Here is an 18,586-nt window from a genome sequence, read left to right as displayed (position 1 = left end):
TTCAGCTAGTTTCATATCATTTCTTCGTTACTTGACCCGTTACTTGACCCGCAAACAACCCGTAAATGGAAATTAGTTATGGCTAGCGTATTACTGACTGATAGTAAAATACGAGGACTGAAACCAAAGAAATCTGCGTATTATACTTGGCAAGCATCAGCGACTAGAGGCACTGGACGCCTTGGTGTAAAAACATATCCATCTGGAAGAAAAGTTTTCGTCTACCGCTACTTCAAAGATGGGAAAGAGAAATTTATATCGCTTGGTGATTACCCCAATTTATCACTCGCTGATGCAGCAGTAAAATCATTAGCTGCAGCTACAGAATCATCATCCCCTGAGAAGATTAAATACGAACACGCCACAGTAAAACAGCTCTTTGATGATTACATTGAAGATCAGAAACGACAAGGCAAGCGCTCATATGATAAAACTCAAAACAGACTAAATCAGGTTCTAGATAGTAAACACATTGATGCGTCTATGCCTGCAAAAGATGTGACTCCAGATCATATAAAAAGAATACTTTCTGAGTTTATCTCCCGAGGTGCTTTAGCTGGCTCAAACAAGGTAAGAGCAAACCTACATGCGGTATTCAATTTCGGTTTATTTGCCGATAATGATCCAGCAAAAATAAACGAGCGCGTTATTTATGGGTTGGAGCGAAATCCTGTCACTGTGGTTCCTAGACAAAAAGGTGCAGATAAAGCGTTAGATAGGTTTTTATCATGGGATGAGTTGAAGCTATTATTAGAACTATTCAATAAGCCCACCATAGAATGCCCTATTAACTCAGATTATGCGCGTCTATTTCTATTTTGCGTTTATTCCGCAGGACAAAGGCCATGGGAAATTCTGGCTAATACTCGCGACAATTGGGATAAAAAGAACAACACATTAACAGTTCCTCCTCACATTTCAAAAACAGGCGATTATCATGTGATCCCTTTGGTTCAGCCTGCCATTAATATTCTGAATATCCAAGAACTATTATATCCAACATCTAATTATATTTTCCCTGCTGAAACTAAAGAAGGGCACCTGTTAACATCTGAATACGCTAAACAATTAAATAAATTTTGTAAGAAAAATGAATTTGAGAAATTTACGCCTAGAGATGTGAGAAGAACATTCAAAACATTAGCTGGAGAAATGGGAATAAGTTCTGAGTTAAGGGATATGGTACAAAACCACAAAAGACCAGGCGTTTCTCAAAAGCACTATGACCGATATGATTATTTAAGAGAAAAACGGGAAACACTTGATACATGGTGTGAAAAGCTATTATCTCTAAAAAAAGAGTAATATATTATCCATATACAAAACTTGAGTAATAGAAAAGTATTAATTAGATTTAAAAACAATTCTACTAATTAGTTAAAAATTAGATAACGATATTCTTAATTTTTATATCTAGATAATGAGCATATATAATAGACGTTACTAATTATAAAGAATTTTTCATCTTAGATGATGAGTTAATAAAATATTTTATACGCATATAGGTAACTACTCGATTTAAATAGAAAAATAAGAAACAATAATTCAAAAGTGTTAAAAAACTTATTGATTTTATTTCATTATAAAAATCAAAATGTTATAATTTTATTGAGTATTAAAATTAAAGGTTATTTGAGATAAGCCGTTATAATTGTATCATCATGAAATTATAACAGGGTAATCAAAATGTTAAATAATTTAAATATTACTAAGAGTATTATTTTTGCCTTAACTATATTCTGTGCATTACAACTAATCACAGCTGGTTTTTCTTATTCCATTATAAATAAAGATCTCCATAACTTTCAAAATTTTGAAAACTTAAATAAACAACAACAAAAATTAAGTGACAGTGTTAATGCCCTAATAAAAACACGTTTAACTATAGCAAGAGTTGCTATTAGGTATCTCAAAAGTCAACAAGACTCAAATCATATAATAGATATCAATGATATGTTAGGCGTTGCTCGTACCACATTAAATGAAGCTGAATCTCATTATATATCTTGGTTACAATCTTCTGATATTAATAAAAAACAAACAGAATTGATCGATAACATCAAAAAAACGTGGAAAAATATGTATGAGACGATGAATTTATCTATTGAATATCTAAGCTCAAATGACTACCAATCATATAGTAATTTAGAAGCACAACAAATACAAAATGAAATGGAGGTGGCATTTAATAACTGGAGAGATGAAAATAATCTTTTACAAGAAATTGCTGAAGATGAAAATCATAAAAGCTTCATTCAAATGCAATGGATTCTTGGTGTAATTACTATCGTTATTATTACAGTCCTAATAATTGTTTGGTTTGGCTTACAACACCTCTTATTAAAGCCTTTAAAATCTATTATGTATCATATTCATAATATAGCGAATGGAGATCTTACTAATAATATAACCATTTCGGGCCGTAATGAGATGGGACAACTAGCTACTAGCTTACACGAAATGCAAGCATCATTAGTAAACACTGTAAATGCAGTACATGCTAATACTAGCGCGGTTCATTTCAGTATAGATGAAATAACTAAAGGAAGCACCGATCTGGCATCTCGTACCGAACAACAGGCTGCCTCATTAGAAGAAACAGCAGCAAGCATGGAAGAGTTAACGACAACAGTAAAACAAAACTCCCAAAATGCAAAAGAAGCCACGAGATTGGCTGAAAGCACTACCGATATCGCGACAAAAGGGGGTCATATAATGAATAAAATCATTAATACAATGACGGAAATAACTCATAGTTCACAACAAATCTCACAAATAACAAATGTAATAAATAGCATTGCATTTCAAACCAATATTCTGGCACTTAATGCAGCGGTTGAAGCAGCTAGAGCAGGAGAACAAGGACGCGGTTTTGCTGTTGTGGCAGATGAAGTACGTAATTTAGCTAGTCGCAGTGCCCAAGCATCAAAAGAAATTAAGGTTCTGGTAGAAAACTCAGAAAATAAAGTAAACACTGGTTCTAATTTAATTAATGAAGCCGGAGAGACAATTGATGAAATTATAAGTGCTATCACTAATGTATGTCATCTTATAAATGAAATCTCCTCTGCTTCTGATGAGCAAAGCCAAGGTATTGAGCAAATAAGTGTAGCCATCACCCAAATAGACCAAGTTACTCATCAAAATGCAACGCTTGTACAAAAATCAACAACTGAGGCACTAGAGTTAAAAACGCAATCAGAACAATTGCAATATGCTGTAGAAAAATTTAAATTAAACTAAATATAATAAATTTAACGTATAAAATGTTATTTTAAGCAAACGGGTAATTAAATAAACTAGCCTGTTTGCTTTTAGTCATCTACTAAGAAAAAACAAAAAATCTAATAATTAACACTTGAAAAATAAGAATTAAATAGAATAGTATATTTCTTTACAGTTATAAAACAAAAAGCATATGAAGTATTATTTATTATTACTAACATCATTATTTTTAATTGGATGTCAAGAACGAGTTATTTATTCAGAATTATCCCCCCAAGAAAAAATTCAATACCAAAATATACATGATAGGAATGCAAATGTATTGAAAAAATGTCAAAGAATTCTAAACAAATCGGAACGTATCGATTGTTTTTTTGATAGTAATTATGAAGACTTTGATAGAATTTATTGATAATAAAAAAATCCCACTCTTGGAGTGGGAAAGGTAAGGCAATTTATTAATGATATTTACATGAATAATCTTACTATTAAAGTATAAAAAAAATGAACAATAATGCAATAGTGAAAATATGAAATTCATTACATTATAATGCCCCACTATAGTAGTGCATCATTTTCACCTAACCCGAATTGTGCTTTCATCTCCTCTTCTTTTTGTCTGCGTTCTTCTTCCGCTTTCTGCGCTTCTTCCATCTCACGCATTCTCACGTTATAGATTGATTGCTCTGGCATCTGTACACGAACAGAGATAAAACGACCATCAGGGATATCAATTGGGTCGCCGTCGCTGTAACCGTCAATATCATTACGGGCGAACTCTGGCGCGTTAGGGTGAGTACGGTGATACGTTTTAACGAGAATAGAGCCGTCTTTGTTAATTTTAGAGTTAACCCAAATAAGAGACTGTTTATTTACATCGAGTGGAATTTCAATACCACCATCAACACCGCCCCAGCCTGCATCTGAGTTAAAGCCTAAAACGCCTTCGATGAGATATTCACCCTGAGCTACTCGAGTAACCGTAGCGCCTTCGGATTCGTCGTTAGTTGTAAATGTGCCGTCGGGGTTAATGTCGATGATTGGAGAGGCGCGTTTATAAAACCCATTTGAATCAACAGTAAATTTATTCGATGATAACAACTGAACAGTTGAGACCTCTCCATTTGTAATTCTCTGAATAGCTATATAATCAGAGCCGTAATTAGGTAAAAGAATGTTTTGAAAATTATCAGATGCGTATTTAGTTGAAATACAACTTCCATAAGTGACAACGCCGTTTGGCATATTTGACGGATTTATATATGACCAGAACCCCGTAGGAGTAGATAGCAAATCAGACAAACGGCCGGTTGTATTTAGTGTTGTCTGCCCTAAGCCATAATCCCCAGTACTCAATAACTTTATCCAACTGGCCCACTCATTAGTTGATGTTCGTCTATATGCAACTCCTTCAGGGGTAATCTGTAGTTGGACGTTATTACCTATATTCCCCCCGCCACGAATCATACTGAACAATGGATAATAATTATTCCAATAGTTAGTTCCATTACTACCCGGTGGTGTAGCTACACCTGTGAATTTTATATTATTTGCATTAGGGGTATGCTTATCTCCAGTGATATTTGAGCGACCCAATCCAAAATCACCAATATGAATAGTTTTTTCGTCATCCGCTTTTTTACTAATATCCCCCTGCATCTTTTTGATGCTATCGAGCGTAACAACTTCACCGTTCGGCATCTCAATTTTTGTTTGCCCGGTCTGAGTCATCCATGTATTCATTGAGTCGAGAAAATATTGCGTGTATGCATTTATTGCAACCATCGTTCTTGCTGCATCACTATTATTATCTGGCTCAGTAATATGAATTGAGAATGTGGTGTTAGTTGCTGTGGCTAATGCAGGTTGCGCTAATACTAATTCAGTGTCAGAATTAACGGATTTAATCATATACGGAATATTCGTGTTTCCCGATTTAATTAAAATAGTCATTCCGATATTAATGGTGGGATTATTATTTTTAAATTTAGTGCCAGTGCCTTTGACAATAGCAGACCCTGACACTGTGTTAACAGTGCCTGTTGTGTATATCATTTTTATTTATTCCTGAAATTTAGATATAAAAAAACCGCAGTATGCGGTATTTAGTCTTCGAGCATTGAAACGTCTATCATTAGACCCTGTTGCATTAATCCGGAGCCCTCCCTACTGGGTGGCATACTAATCCAGCCATCTTCTTCACCCAGAAATTCATATTTGTACTCAAAAGTTAGCCCTCCTAAATCATCAATAACAACATAATGTTCAATATATCTGTTAAATGCCCAAACCTCATCCCAAGTGACCGGATCAATATAACTACGTATGTTTGTATTGTGATAATAACTTAGAGATCGCGTTTGAATCATTCCATATCGATGCCCTGCTTTACCATTAATTCGAAATTTTCCCTTACCCGCAGAATCCATATTTACATCATAATATTTTTCAAATGCGACAAGCTTAGCCAATGATGAAAATTTTACTTTACCGTCAGCGTCATACACCTCAAAACCAACACCATGTGTAGGGATTTCGACTTTAGATATAGGCGCTACTAACCACTGCCCACTCAGTGCATAAATAATGGGAAACTCATCATAAGGGCCTGATGCTGTCGTTACCTCAGACGGAAGAAGCTTCTTTAAAACACACATCGTCTCCAAACTATCTGTGAATTGAGTTAAGCGATTTTTTGTGTATATTTCAGCACCAATCATATTACACCGCCCATACAACTACATGATTTGAAAAACTATCATTTGTCTGCGTTTGCCCACCTCCCCCTCCATTTTGCTCCCATCGATAAACGTTATAATCACAACGATAATTTAACGTAGTCCCGCTCACTGAATGGCTAGTTCGTTCATTTGGCCCCATCTTGTGGAATGAGTTAGAGAATATAGAGCGATAACGGATCCAAAAGTGGCAAACTATTTCCCCGCCGAATGAAATTTCAGGAATAATCAATGAACCATACTGTGATAATGGCAAATTAAACTTTCCTAAATAACGAGGAATGATAGTATCTTCACCAATAATTAACCGCCCTTTTTCATCATAAATTTCTAATCCCATTCCCATTACCACATCCCCATTCTGATACGCATTGTGCCGTTTTTATCAAACAAGCGCTTTAATACGTTTGTTTCAATCCAGTAGCCCTGCGAGTTATTTCCATATTTTATTTCCTCCCCTGTGCGCATATTTAATTGATAGCCAATTTTTTTATCATTGCTGAAATTAGTTGATTGCAATACATCAGCAATTTTCGCACTGGTGATAGTAGCATCACCAATAAATGCCTCTCTAACAAATAGCTGTCCATTTTTAACCGCCATAAACAGTTCCATCTTGCCGTTTACTGGGTTATACCAAGCAAAGTTATTAGCGTTATAGCCTATAAAACTTTCAAGCTTCCCATTCTTAACTTGAGCACTAATGACCTGACCTGCTGCATTGTATTTAGTGCCGTTATGAACAATCGTGATATTGATTGAGTGAGTGACAACACCGTCACCAGATTGCTCAAACGTGGCTTGCATCTTCTCCTGTATCATGCCTTCCTGCTCATCAAGCTTGGCCTGAACTTGGGTTTTGTTTTCAGCAAATGCCTTGTTTGTGTTAGAGATGGCAGTAGAGTTTGAAATGATATCTGCTTGAGCCTTATCCATTTCCGTGCGAATTTCAGTAAATCGCTGACCGATAGCCTCATCAAGTTTGGTAATTGACGTTTGAGTCTCTTTAATAGCAGACGTGTTATCACCCACAGCGGAGTAAATTTCTTTAACTTCCTGTGCCCAGGCTTCTTCTTGAGTTGCATTAGCTTGCCATAGCTCACTAATGCCGGCTTGAGATTCAGCATTTTTTATTAGCAACTGTCTGAAATTACGATGACTTGCGTTACTTAAAATAATTGCCGTCTCAGCATTCCAATCCAGCTTTTTATCCAGCTCTTTAAACGCGTCCGTTTCTCTAACTGTGTTATCTAAATCATCAAAAATATCTGAGGGCAATGAAACTGGAATACCTGACGCTTCCACAAAAGGTGATTTACCATAGCTGTTGATTGTTCGGATATAGAAGTAATACGTGTGGCCAGCTTTTAAATTCTCTTGCGTCCAGAAATTTCCTTGACCAACTTTGTTTGTTTTGGTGATCACTTCATTTTCAGAGAGATTAGCGAGTTTTTTCTCACTAAACCAAAACTCAAAGGTATAACCAAACACAGCGCTATCCCCCTGTTTAGGAGATGCCGTTAAGCTGAACATACCCGGTGTTATTTCGACACCAATCGGCACAGGTGGTGCTTGAATAGCAAAATCACTGATAGCAGGTGCAGACATAGCACCAGCAACATTTATTGCTCTCACTTCGACACGATAAGTACCTCTCGTTAAACCGTTAATATCAACACGCTCACCCGGTACCTGAATAGACTGTATAACCTTGCCATTCTGGAGAATATTAACCGTGTTATAGCGAATATCAGATGCCACGTTCTGCCATGAAATATATCCCTGAACAATATCGGTAACAGAGAGAGGAACAAAAGCAAGATTAATAGGTGCTGCTACACCGCCGGTGGGTAATTTAGTGAATGGAGGTCTAACAAAGGGTTTACTAGCTAAGTCCTCATAAATATAAGAACCATCTTCTTCGAGAGTAATCTCTACCCCTTCTGATGGATGAAATTTCCAATCGGCAATACGAAACTCTAAATCACTGATCCCCAATGAAGGTAATTCGAGTTTGATAACATCACCAGGGCGATAAGCATAACCATCTAAATTCATGCGCAATTGAATACGACGACCTGCGCGTTTTTTACGTAAATAGAGATTGGCTAGTCGATTGGCTTGGTATGGGCTAGTAACAAAACGATAGTCCATATTCTCTTTGATTTCTAAGCCATCTTCTTCTATCCACTCTTCAATAACCACTGGCTCAAAATCGGTTTTGTTATATTGCTGTTCTGCGTCAACGAAAGTGCCGTAAATTGCATTGGTTGCATCACGCAATGAAAGTTCAGGCGTTACAGTCACTGTGTCGATAATTTGTGATTCATCAATTGTGAGTAATGCAGGCCCATTATAAACTTGCATCATAATGCCGTGCTTGCCTGCAATATAGGTCGGCTCACCAGCAATGCATTTATGCATCATCTCTAATACAGAGGCAGGACTTTCTTCAAGTTCATAAGCACCATTTAAGGTATATCTAGGCTCACTTTTTCCATCTGGCGTTTGTACGGTTTCATCACAAATATCTGCTGCACTTTTAAATGCATCCCAATCAATATCGGAATCTGGAACACCTAAGTAATGGCGATAGTAATCTAATATGACCAAAGCACCATTATTCGACCACTCTGTTTTTTCGGTGCGGGGATCGTAAATTTCTTTGCCCCATAATTCGCTTTTAACATTAGGCACACCATAAGGGAATTTTTCTTGGTCAAAGCGTAACGTCAAACGTAACCATGCAAGCCCTCTACCGATCATATCCTCTTTCCATGATGGCGCATTTTTTAGTAGATAAGGATCCGCTTCGGTTCTACCATTGTGAAACTCATATTGTGCGTTAGTGCCTAAGTCTTCGATTCTGTCATCGTTAAAATAAATCTGCCCTAATTTATGGATAGGATGAGATGCAATCGCTAAAGCCATGTAGAGTTCTTCATTTTCGTCTTGCTCGCCTTCCTCTTCTTCAGCAAAGAAAAGTAAGCCCGACATCATTGTTTTGCCTACAACGACCGTTTCTGGTGCTGATGCTGAACGTAGCATTTGCTTACGTTCGGACTGATCCCGATAACCTGAGCCAGGTACTTTATCTTTAAAGATAAACGCACTTGCTGCCTGAACAGCGATACCGGCTACAATTAATGCGGTACCCAAACCACCTGTGGCAATAACCCCTGCTATCATTAAGCCAGCAGAGACAACGCTTGTGACTGTCTTACCCATTTATTGTACTCTCCATGCTTTAATTGGTTTATTGCTCACCGCACGAACGCCATCTGTTGAAACAGCCCATAGTTTACCCGCCCACAAAACACCTAATGTATTTCCTTCATCCCCTTCAAACATCACAATGTCACCACGCCCTGCTTCGCTTGTTGGAATTTCATCAAAAAAACGACTCACAGCACTTTCCAATGTTCCGAGCTCTTTTTGTAACACTCGGAATGCGCCAGTTTTTGTTTTATAGCGCCCGCGAATGTTTTCACAAGGATCAAAATTACAAACAGCAATGACGCAATCAGAGGCAAACAAACAGCAATCATGTTCACCCCATACAAAAGGGCGATTTATGGCATTCTTTAAAGTTTCAGGAAGGCGAGTAGTCCATTGTTGGTGTCTCATGGTTTTCTCCAGACAATAAAAAACCCGCCGAAGCGGGTATTTATATTCATTTTCTTTTACAGAGGATTTCTTTCTTTTTTACACTCTAAATTTAACTTTTCTACAGCTTGATCTATGGTATTTTTATTTTCTTTCGGCAAGAATGCTTGCAACATCCAAATCGTATACCCGTACTCGGTTTTATGTCCAGCTAGAATAATGTTCTTATTTTCCAAATCAAAATAATAAACATATTCAAATAATTTATCGTCTTCTTTTTTTCTAGTTGGTTCCCCGTATTTTAATTCAAGATTATTTAGCATTTTTTTAAAGTCTATATCATATATTTCTTTATTTTCCATGAAGTAATAATATTCCACACCCATAAGACCGTTAAAATCAATTACTTTATTTTCTGGTAAAAATATAAGTGTGTAGGTTTCATTTTTATTATTTAAACCATTAGGTAGACTTTCAGATTTAACTTTAAAAAATGGACAATTTTCTTGATTATTTAAGATTTCAATATCGTTTCCTATTTCTTTTTTAAGTTTATTTATAGGCATACCCCACTCTAGGCCAAAAGGAGCGCTATATTTATTTTTATCTGAGTCAGATTTATCACATGAAGCTAAATTAGGTAAAATTAAAAGTATGAATAATAAAATAATAATATTTTTTTTCATTTAATCGACACCAATAATCAGAGTTATTTATAAATAAACGCAGGTGCATTTTTCTTGCTGCCCCAATAAATCGCCCGATCAGCCATCTGCGCAACATAACGAAATATCCTATCTCCATTTTTACGTTTAGACCATGATTCATCAGTAAATCTGTCTGGTAATCCATAAGACCAACGTTCAAATCGATTAGAAACAGTAACTGCTATTTCATTCTCTTCACCCGTTGTAACACCAATGGTTGATATTTGGCCTGCAAATAAAACCTCAGCAAGCGCAGGTTTTCCTTCTTCATTTAATGCCACTAACATCAATTGTGCATTTCGCCCACGAACCCGCTCGTTCATCACTTCGCCAATCAAGGAAGAATCAAAACCTGAGAGTTTCATAATAAGTTGTTGTGGGCTAGTGGTCATATTTTCACCCACAGACTCAATGGCACCAAATTGCCCTACACCTTGATAAACTTCACCTGCAATAATGATATTGCCCACACCAGTATGTGCTCTTACAACACCTGATTTGAGATCTAAACGAGAGGCAACAACCAAATAATACCCCTCGTTAATTGCCTTAACCATGTCATTACTAAAGGGATGATATTTCATGTTAATGCCTCCTCGAATGACAAAGAAGTACTAGTAAATATGCCCGGCTTACGTTGGAAATTACCCTGATCGTTACTAGTTAGTTTAAAAATACCGTATGGCGTTTCATTTTCTATCAAATCATTTACTGCAGGTGCATAACGTAATATAGGGGCAATAGGAATTGTTGCATTTCCTTGCGCATCACTGATCACATTAGCTGTCACTCGCTTTAATTCATTATTAACGGTGATATAGTCACCGATCCGTAGCACAATACTATTAGGTAACCAATCCTTAGTTTCTAATGATTTTCCAGATTGATTGGGTTGGCTAACTTTAGGTTTACCACGCTGAGTTAAACCAGAGCGCGCCCAATCACTAATTTTCACTCGACCACTTTCACCATCTAACTCGGCAACAAACGCCTCTAAAACCCTTGCTTGCTCATCAGTCAAATTATTAAATGACATACTGCAACGCCAACGCGAGCCGGGAAAGCGTACCGTCTGCACACTCCCCGTAAAAGTTGATGTAAAGGTTTTACTATTACTCACGAGTTGCCAGCTTAATGAGGCTGGTACGATGGATTGTGGCCACGATAATATCGTTGCCATTTATCGTAGGTTCCTTCTTAATGTTCCATTGGTTTGAAAGTCTCGCATAATGTCAGATTTGGCTTTTGATGCACCTTGTTCTGCTCCCATTCTTGCTGCTTCCTGTATAGCTTGATAAAGCGCTTCATCACCATTACCTGTTACATGAAATGTTTGATGAATAATGGTATCGCCTGACGCAACAGAGTTGCTTCCGGTTGCTCTAACGCCTAAAGATCCATCAGGTCCACGTTTTAAAGGCATGATCGCCTCGCTTCCAGCTTCCCCCATCAAGCCAAGATTAGGCGTACCACCTTTTGCAAAAGCAAATAATGTCGGTGAACTAACCACCTGATTGCTATATTGGCTGAGGCTTGGTGAGCTGTAAACATCCCCTTTGGCGTTCGCTTTTACACCCACCTTACCCGCTTTAGCGCCACTTGCCGCACCGCTACTGCCACCAGCAAAACCGCCCATTAATCCCGTCAATGCATTGGTAATTTGAGCTTGAATTGCAATACGAATAAGATCAGAGATAATTGAACTGGCTAATGATGAAGAAAATTCTTTAATGCCCTCTGAAAAGGACTTCGTTCCCATCAACATGCCTGTCATTGCATTAGCGGTTCGTTGTTCAACAGCATCAACTAAATTCATTTGCATACGTTGCCACATACCTTGGGAGGCATACAGCTCTTTGCTTGATTGATATTGTGCTTCTTTTGACTTATTTGTAGCCGCAATAACTAACTGTTCATAACGTTCTTTGCTAACTAAACCATCCTCATAGTAAGCCTGATAAAGCACCTTTTGTTCTTCCAGTTGGTTTCTGAGTTGAATAACGGGATCTATTTCGCCAAGAATGCTGATATTAGGGAGAGAAATACCTTTTGCTTGCTCTGATAATCGATACTTTGTCGTATCTTGCGCCATTTGGCGTCGTGCATATTGATATTCTTTTTCAGTCAATAGCTGTTGATCAAAGAGTGATTTAAGCTCTTTTGTCATCTCTTGTTCATTTCGAATTGATGCGCGCATGGGAGAGTATTTTTCCGCTAACTCTGCACGCTGTTTCATGTGATTTTCAGCATTGAGTGTTTTTAATCGCTCATACTCTTCTTGCTTCATGCCACCAGCTTTTAAGTTTTCCTGAAGCTTGCGCATTGTTTCCGATTCACTTAAGGATATTCGTTCTAAACTTGTTGCATGCTCTTGCTCTATTTGCATGCGTAATTGATGGTATTGACTAACTTTTTGTTTAGAACCTGAAGCTAGGTCATTCCCTCCATCATTTCCACCGCCTCCGCTATCTCCCAGTGGCTTATCTTCTTTAGTCGGTTGACTAAAAACACCTTTTTCTATGGCTTCTTTTGTTCTTGTTTGTCGTTGATATTGAGTCTCTAAATCCTTATTTATATCTTCTAATTTTCCTAACGCACTTCGCCTATTTCGAAGCACCTCTTCAGGATCATCCCCAAAAGCACTGACCATGGCGTTACCAAACCAACCGCTGTCTTTTATTTCTGACATCGAGGTTTGTCTATCTTCAGAATATCTAGCTAACTCACCATAGATTCGAGATCTCTCAGCTTCTAATAAAGAAATATTTTCTGCGATTTCATCAGCCTGTATTTCTAATTTGACTCTAGATAAACGCTGAAGCTCTTCTATTGTTTCAGCAACTGAGCCCCGTAAACCATCAATCTTCAACTTAGCTTCATCAGCTTTAGTTGCAAAATAATAAATAGCTGAACCAGCTAAAGCCAACACACCAACTGGCCCACCTAAGGCAGAAACAACACTTCGGAGTCCTAAGCTAGATGCTCGTAATGCCCTTTGGCTATATGAAAGTCGATTATTAGCTGCTGTAAGTTGATCGGTATATTTGGATCTTAACGCTAATGCTTCCGCTTCCTGTCTAACTAGTCGATTACGTTCACTAGCCAATCCTTGCATCTGTAAACCATGCCGATTCATTATGGCGCTCTGTTGAGTCAATGCCTGACCTTGCTGAGCTAGTTTATTGATGGTGGCATCAGCTGAAGCAATCCCTCTTCTGGCGGTTTCAGCCTGTTGCTTAGCATTACTTCTGACTGCTGCTTCATTTTTCACCCATTCTTTGGTTTGCTCTTGAAGCCCTCTAGTCATTCTGGCACCAATGACAGGTAAAACAGCGTAAGTTGCAATGTTAGCTAAAGTTGAGAAGTTATTATTTAGTGCATTTACAGCGGAAGTAACATTTTGCACCCCTGTTCGTAAAGGACCATCGGCACTGGTACCAACTTTAATCGCCAATCCCTCAAACGACCTTTCCATTACCTCCAAGTCAGCATTTAGATTTTGTGCCCTTTTCCCTGCTTGCTCATACGCTGTTTCGGTATCAGTAAGCGCCTTAGTTAAATCAACTAGCTGATCCCGATTTTTAACTAAAATGGTGCCTGCGCTGACATTGGCGCGACCAAATATCTTTGTCGATGCAGTAGTGGAATAGTTTTTCTTGTCGAGGTTTTCTAATGCCGTGGCCAAACCCACAACAGATGGACGCAAGTTTTTATCTGCTGAACGTTCTAATGCTAAAAAGACATTACGCAACATTGTTCCTGCCGTTTCAGCCTTAATCCCTTTTCCTGCTAAAACTTGGATTGAAGCATTAAGTTGCTCAAATGAAACACCGGCTTGAGAAGCAACGGTACCACTTTTCACAATGGCTTGGGCTGTTTCGTTTATTTCAGATGCACCATATTTCGCACCTGCTGCTAACACATTAATGTAACGCTCAGATGAGACAGCGGACTCACTAAACTGATTAAGACTTAAGGTAAGAGATTTCGCCGCATCGGCTAACTCAATACCTGAAGCTTGCGCCAAGGTAATCGATTTAGCCGTTACATCTTCTAAGGCTCCCGCTGTCTGCAGTAATGACGGTTTTGCTGACGCAATAAGTTTCATGGCATCCGCAACTTTTATCGCGCCAAATTCTGTTGTTCGCCCCAGCTCTTGAGAGGCAATACTGTACTCTTTCATGCGCTCAATAGACGCACCCGTAATCGCACTCAGATCAGAAATTGCCTGACTATACTTACGAGAAATATTTAAAATGCTACCAATGGATAAACTCACTCCACCTAACATCGCCAGTCGTCCTGCAACATTCGTCACTTGATGACTGATTGAATAAAAACCATCTGCAACCGCTTTTGTTTCACGCTTTGCTTTATTAGAAAAACGTTCTGTTTCACGCCCTGCATGGTTTAATGCGCCTGTAATATTGCTTCTAAAACTGGCGTCATTCAGCAATAGCCCAACCCGTAAATCGGCTAAATTAGTGGCCATAATATTATCTTCCTATCATTCTCATTACGTCAGAACATTGCTGCTCAACAGATTTAGAGGTGCTTGTTGGTTGATGTGCGCTTTCAGGAGAGGGAGGTATATCTGATGGTGGTATTACACCTGGTTTTTCTGATTTGAGCGCAAAATAAGCCTGCCAACCCAGTAATGTATTGGCAGGCAAATTGAGAACGCGATAGGGATCAATTTCACCCAACTCTTCAGAAAGTTGATAAGCAAAATAGAGTAATGGGCTATCCGTTAGTTTTTTTTTGCCTCGTCTAACGTGCCAATGGAGTGTTGCTTCACGACGTTAATCGCTTCGATGAGGATCGCGTTATCATGGACGTTAACCAATTCTTCTGGTTTGGGTAGTAACGATTTACTTATCGGCTTACCTTCATCATCAACCAAGCAATTCAGCAACATACCTACGTTACGTAATGATGCCTCACGTAATTTGCCATGTTGATTTAATTCAGAAACCTCAAGTTCCAAATTCATCAACTCGTTAGCCGTCATACGACGAATGTTTACCTTTACTCCACATAGAATATCGACTTCGATAATTTGAGGTTTCGCTGTAAGTAAAGAGGCTTTTAATCCTTTCATTAACCCTGATCTCCTGTTGATGTTGCAGAAGAAGTTCCCCATACAAGGTTATTTTGTTTTCCTTTTACGGTGATCTGGATGGCTTCATTAGCAGGCGCTGAGATGTCATTTAATTCCCAGCCTGATAATGAAAGGACCATCGTTGCGGTACGTTTATTAGGAAGTTCGCAGTAAAACTGCACCGTTTCACGCTTTTCTGCTGCATTCAAGAACGCAACAAAGTTTTCATTTTCTGGATCATCAATGAAGCCTAACGACTTTTCAGGTCCTTCAGGTAAATCAGAAATAAATTGTTTGTTTTTATCGATGAGTGTCGTGACGTCAACAAAGCTCCCTGATTGTCCTGTGGCACCTAATGCCTTACAGTTAACCAGTGGCTTCATTTGTTCAACGGTATCACCTGCTTTACCAAATTTCACAATAGTGCCTGCGGGAAGCATGGCGTATTCTGGCGATGTTTTTTGATCTGCCATTATTTTTACTCCTAAGTATATAAAGAAAGGGCATGGCGAATATGCTCAGTTAAGGTATTGAGCACCGCACGTTGGTTGTAATCGAGGGCTGGACGAATAAAAGGACGGGCAACTTGTTTGATGGTGCCGAACTCTTGAGCGCGAGCTTTCATATAATGAGGTTTTGTCGGTCCTACGGTGACCATAACAGCCCCATTCGTGTTTTTTACTCGTGTCGTTTTGATGGTGATATTGTCTCGCATATGAGGCTCAGTGCTTTTTGCATCAAACCCTGCATGCGCTTCCATATCATCTTTCACAACTTGCATGGCTTCTCGCCCTGCTTCACGTAATATCTTGGTTTTTAACTCAACTTCTAACTGTTTTAATTTCCGACCTAATTCATCCAACCCTGTCACGCTAAGGTTGGTTATCACGTTGCATCCTCGGGATAAGTGATAATAAAATCACGATAAATACGGTAGATTTTGCGATTTTCCGTTTGCTCAGTCATGTCCTGCAGAAAGTTACCTCGCTGAACAGTTTGAACAGGGTAGTTGCCAATATAACCATGTTGAATGGCTTCCCATTCACGACAGAGTGTCGATTCCAGTTTTAATGCTTTTGGGTAATCATCGGAAATTTGAATAACGATTTGGAAACGAGCTTGAACCAGTGATGTGCGGGCTAATCCAGAGTCTATCTTTGGATCACTAATCCGTTGATAGATAACTCCTTCTAATTTATCGGAAGGGAGTTTCAGCGGATAAGCTAATAGCCCCGTAATACGCTCAAGATCGGCTTTAATATCAACTTCTATCATGTTGAATATTTGCCTCCGTAGTAATAATGGCTCTATCTGACTGATTACGATCAACAGCCCGAACGGTAAATAGTCGCCCCTGATAGCCCACCAGCCACCCCATATCAACATCAGAGCGAGGGCGAACAGTGAATTGATAGGTTTCAATTACCTGATCTTGGTCAGCTGTACGAATCTTACGGTTCGACATCGATTCTGCTTTGGCCCATACCTCTGCCACTTTTTTTGAAACGACTTTTTGACTCCCAAAATCATCACGTTCAGTAACATAGTGAGAAAGAGAGATGCGTTTATTAAGTTCACCGGCTTTCATCATTCCTCACAGATTAATATGACGATAGGGATCGAGCAGTAATTTAAATCCTGCTGGCAATATGGCTGTTTCTCTATTTTCATAGAAATTACCAACGGCCAGCATAAGAGCCAATTCAATATCATCAGTGATTAATAGACCGTCAGGATCTCCCTCTGGAATATCCTTTTCGTAGAGATGTCGATTGGTATACCCTTCAGCTCGTTGCTTCGCCGCCATCAGATAAGTTTTCAGCAATTCATCTTCTAAGGTATTATCCTCATCCAATCGACATTGCTGCTTTAATTTTTCCAGTGTGGGTAATGGCATAAATCCCCCAATACCTGCGACCATCCAGATCGCAGGCACAAAAAAACCGCAATTAAGCGGTACTTGATTGATTCAGTGTTATTTAAAACTATTTTGTCGCGCTTTTACCCACCAGCGCTTTAATTGCAGAAGTATCTTCAAGTACGCAATCAAAACGATGGAAAGCTAAGAACGCAGTTTGGTCATATTCTGCGTAACGTTCAACTAAACGCTTCAACGTCATGTAGGTCACACGACGTAAAATGAAGCGGTCAAAGTCACCACAGAAGATGAATTTTTTACCCGCTTCCATTTTGTCGATAGCCTGATCAACAACATATTGCATACCTAAAATTTGAGCGGGTGCGACACCCGAAATAGACGGAAGCCATAAAGGGCGTTTTTGCGCATCTTCCATTAACTTTAGGTTTTTCAACGTATCATCATTAAAAGCAAGACGGAATTTAGGGCTATTACGGTACGCAGGATCAATCGCATGTTCTAACTCGGTAATATCTTTCCAACTTAATGAGGCGCCGGCTACATCAACCGTATTTGTCACTGAGGTTTCTAAACCTGATGGCTGTACAGGTGATCCTTTTCCAGTGCCTTTAATCAAGTATTTAGCTTCACCACGACCAATGCGCTGAGCAATACGTGAAGCCAGATACGCTTGAATATCTACACCACTATCTTGCAATAATTCGTTCGAAACGCGAATAATTTTTGATGTAAGTTTTTTAGCCCCTAAAATGGCAGTACCAAACTCAACATCTTGCTCACCTGCTGCGGTATTTTCGCCCAGTAATTCACCTTCTTCATCAGTACCATCGGATGTTGACCAGGTAATATCTTGACCGGTGGCAGTTGATAAAATTTGAGCCACACTTGCAATACCGCCATAGGCTTTCATTTGATCAACAATTTTATTCAACATCTGAGTAGGAACGGTATAGCCACCTTTCTCATCGGGCGAAGTACCCTGTGCACGAAGTTCTTTGACCGCTTGGCGCTCTTCTGCAGTGAGTTCACCAAAACCACAGCGCAGGAAGCGGTCAAACGCTTGATTGCGACGCTCTGCTTGCTCTGTTTCAGGGTTATTCGGTTGTTGACCACGCTGTTCTTTCTCTTTGTCATCAACCAAATCTTGATCTAATGAGCGTAGTTGCTCTTCACGCTGAATCTGAGCATCTAAATTTTCAAGTTCAGTTTGCGCTTTATTCCATTGAGTGCGTTGCTCTTCAGTCATCACACCATCACCCACTTTTTCGTGAATGGCGCGCATATCAATCGCGATAGTGTTACGTTTTTGTTTTAATTCATGAAGCTTCAT

Annotated in this window: 18 protein-coding genes; 2 read left to right on the top strand and 16 right to left on the bottom strand. The window is 38.9% G+C overall.

All coding sequences use genetic code 11. From position 1 onward, the window contains the following. The first annotated feature begins 78 nt into the window (after window positions 1-78). Window positions 79-1,305 carry a site-specific integrase gene (locus tag GTK47_RS07695; RefSeq protein WP_161769845.1) on the top strand — a complete coding sequence of 409 codons (1,227 nt, stop codon included), beginning with the start codon at window positions 79-81 and terminating at the stop codon, window positions 1,303-1,305. 381 nt (window positions 1,306-1,686) lie between these two features. After that, window positions 1,687-3,243 (top strand): methyl-accepting chemotaxis protein, encoded by a 1,557-nt coding sequence (locus GTK47_RS07690; protein WP_156733893.1) that lies wholly within the window; start codon window positions 1,687-1,689, stop codon window positions 3,241-3,243. A gap of 540 nt (window positions 3,244-3,783) precedes the next feature. Here the strand turns inward: GTK47_RS07690 and GTK47_RS07685 are convergent. The 16 genes from GTK47_RS07685 to GTK47_RS07610 form a co-directional block, all read right to left on the bottom strand. Next, entirely contained in the window at window positions 3,784-5,280 is a 1,497-nt protein-coding gene (locus GTK47_RS07685) for a hypothetical protein (RefSeq protein WP_165122633.1), read from the bottom strand. 50 nt (window positions 5,281-5,330) lie between these two features. After that, entirely contained in the window at window positions 5,331-5,945 is a 615-nt protein-coding gene (locus GTK47_RS07680) for a hypothetical protein (RefSeq protein ID WP_098943252.1), read from the bottom strand. A gap of 1 nt (window position 5,946) precedes the next feature. Continuing rightward, window positions 5,947-6,309, bottom strand: a complete 363-nt coding sequence (locus GTK47_RS07675) for a hypothetical protein (RefSeq protein WP_202608238.1) — start codon at window positions 6,307-6,309, stop codon at window positions 5,947-5,949. Beyond that, complete coding sequence (locus GTK47_RS07670) at window positions 6,309-9,191, bottom strand: DUF1983 domain-containing protein (RefSeq protein ID WP_165122632.1); 2,883 nt, start codon at window positions 9,189-9,191, stop codon at window positions 6,309-6,311. Before GTK47_RS07670 ends, GTK47_RS07675 begins: the two co-directional genes overlap by 1 nt. Next, a complete protein-coding gene (locus tag GTK47_RS07665) occupies window positions 9,192-9,590 on the bottom strand; it encodes a hypothetical protein (protein ID WP_161769689.1) in 399 nt (132 codons plus the stop codon). Between the two features lie 56 nt (window positions 9,591-9,646). Next, complete coding sequence (locus GTK47_RS07660; protein ID WP_161769688.1) at window positions 9,647-10,255, bottom strand: hypothetical protein; 609 nt, start codon at window positions 10,253-10,255, stop codon at window positions 9,647-9,649. Window positions 10,256-10,278: 23 nt separating this feature from the next. Next, complete coding sequence (locus GTK47_RS07655; protein WP_161769687.1) at window positions 10,279-10,860, bottom strand: hypothetical protein; 582 nt, start codon at window positions 10,858-10,860, stop codon at window positions 10,279-10,281. Beyond that, window positions 10,857-11,456, bottom strand: coding sequence for a hypothetical protein (locus tag GTK47_RS07650; RefSeq protein ID WP_161769686.1), 600 nt, complete (start codon window positions 11,454-11,456; stop codon window positions 10,857-10,859). Before GTK47_RS07650 ends, GTK47_RS07655 begins: the two co-directional genes overlap by 4 nt. Next, entirely contained in the window at window positions 11,457-14,768 is a 3,312-nt protein-coding gene (locus GTK47_RS07645) for a phage tail tape measure protein (protein ID WP_165122631.1), read from the bottom strand. Between the two features lie 258 nt (window positions 14,769-15,026). Next, window positions 15,027-15,377, bottom strand: coding sequence for a phage tail protein (locus GTK47_RS07640; protein ID WP_036904969.1), 351 nt, complete (start codon window positions 15,375-15,377; stop codon window positions 15,027-15,029). After that, window positions 15,377-15,850: a phage tail protein gene (locus GTK47_RS07635; protein WP_165122630.1), complete on the bottom strand. Its 474-nt coding sequence runs from the start codon at window positions 15,848-15,850 to the stop codon at window positions 15,377-15,379. The genes GTK47_RS07640 and GTK47_RS07635 overlap by 1 nt, the downstream gene beginning before the upstream one ends. An 11-nt stretch (window positions 15,851-15,861) precedes the next feature. Continuing rightward, window positions 15,862-16,263: an HK97-gp10 family putative phage morphogenesis protein gene (locus tag GTK47_RS07630; RefSeq protein ID WP_161711054.1), complete on the bottom strand. Its 402-nt coding sequence runs from the start codon at window positions 16,261-16,263 to the stop codon at window positions 15,862-15,864. Next, window positions 16,263-16,652 carry a hypothetical protein gene (locus GTK47_RS07625; protein WP_161769685.1) on the bottom strand — a complete coding sequence of 130 codons (390 nt, stop codon included), beginning with the start codon at window positions 16,650-16,652 and terminating at the stop codon, window positions 16,263-16,265. The genes GTK47_RS07630 and GTK47_RS07625 overlap by 1 nt, the downstream gene beginning before the upstream one ends. Then, entirely contained in the window at window positions 16,639-16,965 is a 327-nt protein-coding gene (locus tag GTK47_RS07620; RefSeq protein WP_161769684.1) for a phage head closure protein, read from the bottom strand. Before GTK47_RS07620 ends, GTK47_RS07625 begins: the two co-directional genes overlap by 14 nt. A gap of 6 nt (window positions 16,966-16,971) precedes the next feature. After that, window positions 16,972-17,274 carry a head-tail connector protein gene (locus GTK47_RS07615; protein WP_165126526.1) on the bottom strand — a complete coding sequence of 101 codons (303 nt, stop codon included), beginning with the start codon at window positions 17,272-17,274 and terminating at the stop codon, window positions 16,972-16,974. Between the two features lie 88 nt (window positions 17,275-17,362). Then, complete coding sequence (locus GTK47_RS07610) at window positions 17,363-18,586, bottom strand: phage major capsid protein (protein WP_161769694.1); 1,224 nt, start codon at window positions 18,584-18,586, stop codon at window positions 17,363-17,365.

The sequence above is a fragment of the Proteus sp. ZN5 genome (assembly GCF_011046025.1).
Taxonomy (GTDB): Bacteria; Pseudomonadota; Gammaproteobacteria; order Enterobacterales; family Enterobacteriaceae; genus Proteus.
This window is presented reverse-complemented; position numbering and strand designations above follow the sequence as displayed.